The following is a 4,355-nucleotide window of genomic DNA, read 5'->3' as shown; positions in this document are numbered from 1 at the left end:
CCTGTAGGCAAGTACACGATCACCATCAAGGACGACCGATTATCTGAACCGCTTATCAAACCGTTCTTTCTGGAGGGGGAGAATACATGGGTTCTGAACGAGTCAGAAACACAAACGGAACTTCGGGGACACGCACTACTTCACGCCAGCCACTAACCGGGAAGGTCAGAGAGATCGTTGGGCTAACGGAATACTCTTTTAATAAAAATTTTAGAATCTGGCTACCTTTTCGACCTGTATCGGAATTTGTAGCGAGGTGGTCGTTTAGAAACGAAAGTAAGTCACCCTGCCAGAATGAATGATTGGCCGATTCCAGACCGGCAATGTAGAGCGTATCGCTACGTACCTCCAGACTAATGACGTTGTAATAATGACCTCGATGGCTGAAACCGTCTGCCGTGGTGTGGACAATGTTCTGGCCGTCTGTTTTGTTGACAAGTGGAATCTGAAACTCAACAATGCTATCGACAGAGCGATATACCAGCAACCGTTTCGATAAATCATGCTCATCCTGCCACCACGCACTTAACCCCGTAATAACGTGGGCCAGCACATGAGCAAGTAGCAGGAGGAATAAACCAAATGAAACGATCTTCTTCACTGTTCAGAAAATCACTAGGAGTAATTTTCGTCAAATTAAATCTCAAAATCAGACAAAATCAATTAAAACCTTCATTTGACGCATTAAAGAACCAATTTTAGACAGGAAACACCCATGCAATGCATAACCTGACGGTGAGGAACGTAGTCTGGCCCTGAAGAAATTGACTTGATAAAGAATCGTTTACCCGATCTGGGTGTGGTTAATGCAGATCCTTACAACTATTATGGTAAACGAAGACTCCTTTCTATAACGGCGCTTTGCGCAAACACCTTGCTTTCGATATGCTGACCAAAATACTTCTGTTTGTTGGCCTTATAATGCTAACGTATCAAAAAAAAGAATCTCCCGAGCACATACCCATACCCGGCTGCGTTCAGAAAATGATTGAGCAGATTCAAAAAGAAAAAGTTTGGAATCCTCCGGCCAGTGTGTTTCGTTACGTGTATAAAGGAAAGACAGTGTACTACGTTCCGATCCGGTGCTGTGATATACCCAGCAAACTGTTCGATGAAAACTGTAACCTCATGTGTTTCCCCAGTGGAGGGTTTACGAGTCGTGGGGATGGAAAATGTACCGATTTTTACACCGGCCGAACAGCCGAAGAATTGATCTGGCAAGATAATCGAAAATAAGGCCTCGTTACTCTACTCCGTACACATCTTTATAAAAACGCAGCTTTCCAGCTTCGTCGACATCAGCGACATTATACGTAATAAAAACCGGAAACCGTTTCGGAATGGGCAGTGTCTGGGGCTTCTGATGCAGCAGGCATTCCTTCATAAACTTGTCATCGAACGCTTCTTCACCCAGCACCAGGTTAGCTAACTCAACCGGCTTTTGCACCCGTACACACCCATGGCTTCGCCACCGATCCGTTGTTTTGTTAAACAGGTCGCGGCTGTTGGTATCGTGTAAGTAAATCGCCAGCGGATTTGCCAGGTTGAATTTTAGTAACCCAAGCGAGTTATCGCAACCCGATGCCTGCCGAACCCGATACGGGAAATTATCGGCCGAGATGGTTTTCCAGTTGATTTTTTCCGGATCAACAGGCCGGTTTTTGTCATCGAGAATCTCCAGATTCTGACTGGAAAGAAAGGCCAGATTTCGCTTGATACGAGGTAGCATTTCCTCTACGGCAATGTTGTTGGGCACGTTCCACTGTGGATACATGACAATATTCTGAATGTAAGTAGTCATGCAGGGCGTTTGCCGATCGGGTTTACCTGCAATCACCTGCATTGGCAACAACCGCTTTCCTGTTTTATCAAACACATTCAGTTGCCCCGTCGGAATATTGACCAGCACAAACTGTTCAGGATCAAAGCGGTTGATGTACCGATAAAAATTAAGCGTCTGGCGGATCAGTCGCAACGAGTCGCTGGCCGCCGGACTTTTCCTTTGCCGAATACGATTATAATAATCTACCAGCTGATTGTAAGGGGCAAATGCCGAAAGGCTAGCCAGTGATTTTGACGTAACGGCAGCCTCAGCATTGTGTATCCAGGCCGTATCCAGCTTGTCTTTCAATCCACTAAACGCCAGATCCGACGGTTTTTTACCGTATCGTATCTCCGTCAGCACGCGGGCAAGAACCGTATCAATCTGGGCTTTTGTCGCTTTTGGACGCACTACGTACCGAGCCGTATCGATGCCTACCGAATCAGCAAATTGATTGGCCCGATATAGCAGTTTTCTGGCTTTTTCGGCAGCAAGACGGGCTTCTTCCTCCGCAGCTTTCCGAGCGGCTATGTCAGCCTCCCGAGCCGCCTTATCGGCCTGCTCCTGTTTTTGTTTAGCGGCTTTGTCAGCAAAAAACTGCCAGCCAAAATAACCAAGGATTCCCAATCCCAGTACCACCGCTACTATAATTCCAACTCTTCGTTTATCCATTGTTTACGCGTAACGTATCACCGCCAGAGCGGTAACTAAAGATTCTCTCTTTATTTACTAACGTCAGAATCGCGGAACTGTTTGATAGTAGCCATTAAACCCCTGAAGGCGTCCATGACCCCTAAATCCCCTAAAGGGCAGGGCTGTTCATTACTAGTTTTTAGTCTGCTTTTGGGTTTGATCCGATCCCGTAGGGATCAGAACATAACAGCCCTGCCTTTAGGGCCGGGGTCGCGGGCGACCTTAGGGTTTTTAGACTTTAAACCCCGTTCAAAGTTTGATAAATATTTTATTTCGATACAGAATGTAAGCCGGAATGAAATTGACACCGACGAAGAATAATGCGTATAGCAAACTGGCCAGTTCGGGCTGTAGCCCAATTGCGATCAGGCTACGCACGACATGTTCGTTCAACGAAAGGACGCCGAATTTCATTCGATAGAAAAAAAGCGCGAAAATATCGGCCAGTACGTACACTGTGATGGCGTTGGCACCAAAGATAACTCCCGGTTTTGTGCCGTCAGTATGTCGCTTAATATCCATTAGAAAATAGAGTGCACCCAGCAGCATCGATGCAATCCCCGACGTAACGAGCACAAAGGAACTGGTCCATAGATTTTCGTTGACTGGAAACGCTAGCCCCCAGAAATAGCCCGCTATAGCTACAAACAGGCCGGCCGTCATCAGATAAGCTGCTTTTTCGAGCGGATTGGCGGAACTGAGCATCCACCGCCCGGCGAGCATACCCGTAATGCCCGTCACAATGGACGGGAACGTACTGAGAATACCTTCCGGGTCCCAGGTACCCTGCCACATCCGCCCGGGCAGGTATTTTCGGTCGAGCCAGGCCGCCAGATTCCGACCGGGCTCCAGAATGATTCTGCCTTCGTCGGGCGTCGGAATCTGTGTCATAACCAGCCAGTATGCCAGCAACGTAAGGACGCCGATCCAGACTTGCTGTTTCCAGGTTGTGTTCAGGAACAACAGACCGCAAACCAGAAAAACGATGGCGATCCGGTGCAACGTACCTGTCCAGCGAATCGACGCCATGTCGAAATCGGGCATCAGATTCAGGAACATCCCGACAGCAAAAATTTTCAACGACCGAATCACGATCTTCCCGTACAATTCGGCCTTTGGTTGGTGTTGCGTTACGTATCGGGTATAGGCTAAGGCGATGGAAGCACCGACAATAAATAGAAAAACGGGCGCTACTAAATCCGTGAAGGAGAGCGCGTTCCACTTGCTGTGACGTAACGTAAAATACACAAACTCCTCGCTTCCGGGAAAGTTGGCAACTAGCATAGCCACGATGGTAAATCCACGTAGCGCATCTAACGAAATAAGTCGGTTAGTGGAAGCAGCCATTAAAAAAGCATCAGGAAATGGTATTTTTAGTACTGATTTACGTACTATTAAGGCTATTGAGTACGTAGTCAATTAGTAGTCACTCCTTATCATTGCTTGTCGTTACGTTGTCCTTTATAGTCATAAGTTGCTTAGTAAATCTTTACAACAAATGGCGACGAACATCAGCTGAACGGCTCAAAATCAACCTTTTATGCGTGTTAGCCTTTATGCTTTTTTCGTAATAATTTCTCTTGTTTTCGTTACTGGCTGCCAACGTACTGCCGAAAGCACTACAACCGATGCGCCACAAATTGCAGTGTCGTGGGAATTGCTCACCAACTTCACCAATACACCAAATGGATTTAAGGCGCAGTTTACGCTTAAAAACAACGGTAACGTACCGCTGACAGAGGCCAACTGGACACTGTTCTTCAATATGTCGCCCCGGCCCATTCTGCCCGCCAAACCCTCTCAACTGGCTACAGTTCAGCACATTAATGGTGATTGGTAC

4 protein-coding genes and 1 pseudogene are annotated in these 4,355 nt (G+C 47.0%); 2 read left to right on the top strand and 3 right to left on the bottom strand.

The annotated features are described in order from the left end of the window. Positions 1 to 55: 55 nt before the first annotated feature. Complete coding sequence (locus ACOJS8_RS22050) at positions 56 to 601, bottom strand: hypothetical protein (RefSeq protein ID WP_420150719.1); 546 nt, start codon at positions 599 to 601, stop codon at positions 56 to 58. A gap of 260 nt (positions 602 to 861) precedes the next feature. On the opposite strand from ACOJS8_RS22050, the gene ACOJS8_RS22045 reads away from it, so the two are divergent. Beyond that, positions 862 to 1,236, top strand: a complete 375-nt coding sequence (locus ACOJS8_RS22045; RefSeq protein ID WP_420150718.1) for a DUF6970 domain-containing protein — start codon at positions 862 to 864, stop codon at positions 1,234 to 1,236. Positions 1,237 to 1,243: 7 nt separating this feature from the next. On the opposite strand, the gene ACOJS8_RS22040 is transcribed toward ACOJS8_RS22045, so the two are convergent. After that, on the bottom strand, positions 1,244 to 2,494 hold the full coding sequence (locus ACOJS8_RS22040; protein WP_420150717.1) for a L,D-transpeptidase family protein: 1,251 nt from the start codon (positions 2,492 to 2,494) through the stop codon (positions 1,244 to 1,246). A gap of 270 nt (positions 2,495 to 2,764) precedes the next feature. After that, positions 2,765 to 3,862, bottom strand: coding sequence for an acyltransferase family protein (locus ACOJS8_RS22035; RefSeq protein ID WP_420150716.1), 1,098 nt, complete (start codon positions 3,860 to 3,862; stop codon positions 2,765 to 2,767). Positions 3,863 to 4,055: 193 nt separating this feature from the next. On the opposite strand from ACOJS8_RS22035, the pseudogene ACOJS8_RS22030 reads away from it, so the two are divergent. Then, a pseudogene (locus tag ACOJS8_RS22030) lies at positions 4,056 to 4,355 on the top strand (beta-N-acetylhexosaminidase); the annotation flags it as partial.

This window comes from Spirosoma sp. (genome assembly GCF_048594605.1).
In the GTDB taxonomy this organism is placed as follows: domain Bacteria; phylum Bacteroidota; class Bacteroidia; order Cytophagales; family Spirosomataceae; genus Spirosoma.
Note: the sequence above shows the minus strand (reverse complement) of the source record. Positions and strands in the feature narration are given on the sequence as shown.

Bases quoted from the DNA above. Each gene is read 5' to 3' on its own strand.
- ACOJS8_RS22040 (WP_420150717.1), bottom strand. From the start codon at position 2,494: ATGGATAAACGAAGAGTTGGAATTATAGTAGCGGTGGTACTGGGATTG.
- ACOJS8_RS22035 (WP_420150716.1), bottom strand. From the start codon at position 3,862: ATGGCTGCTTCCACTAACCGACTTATTTCGTTAGATGCGCTACGTGGA.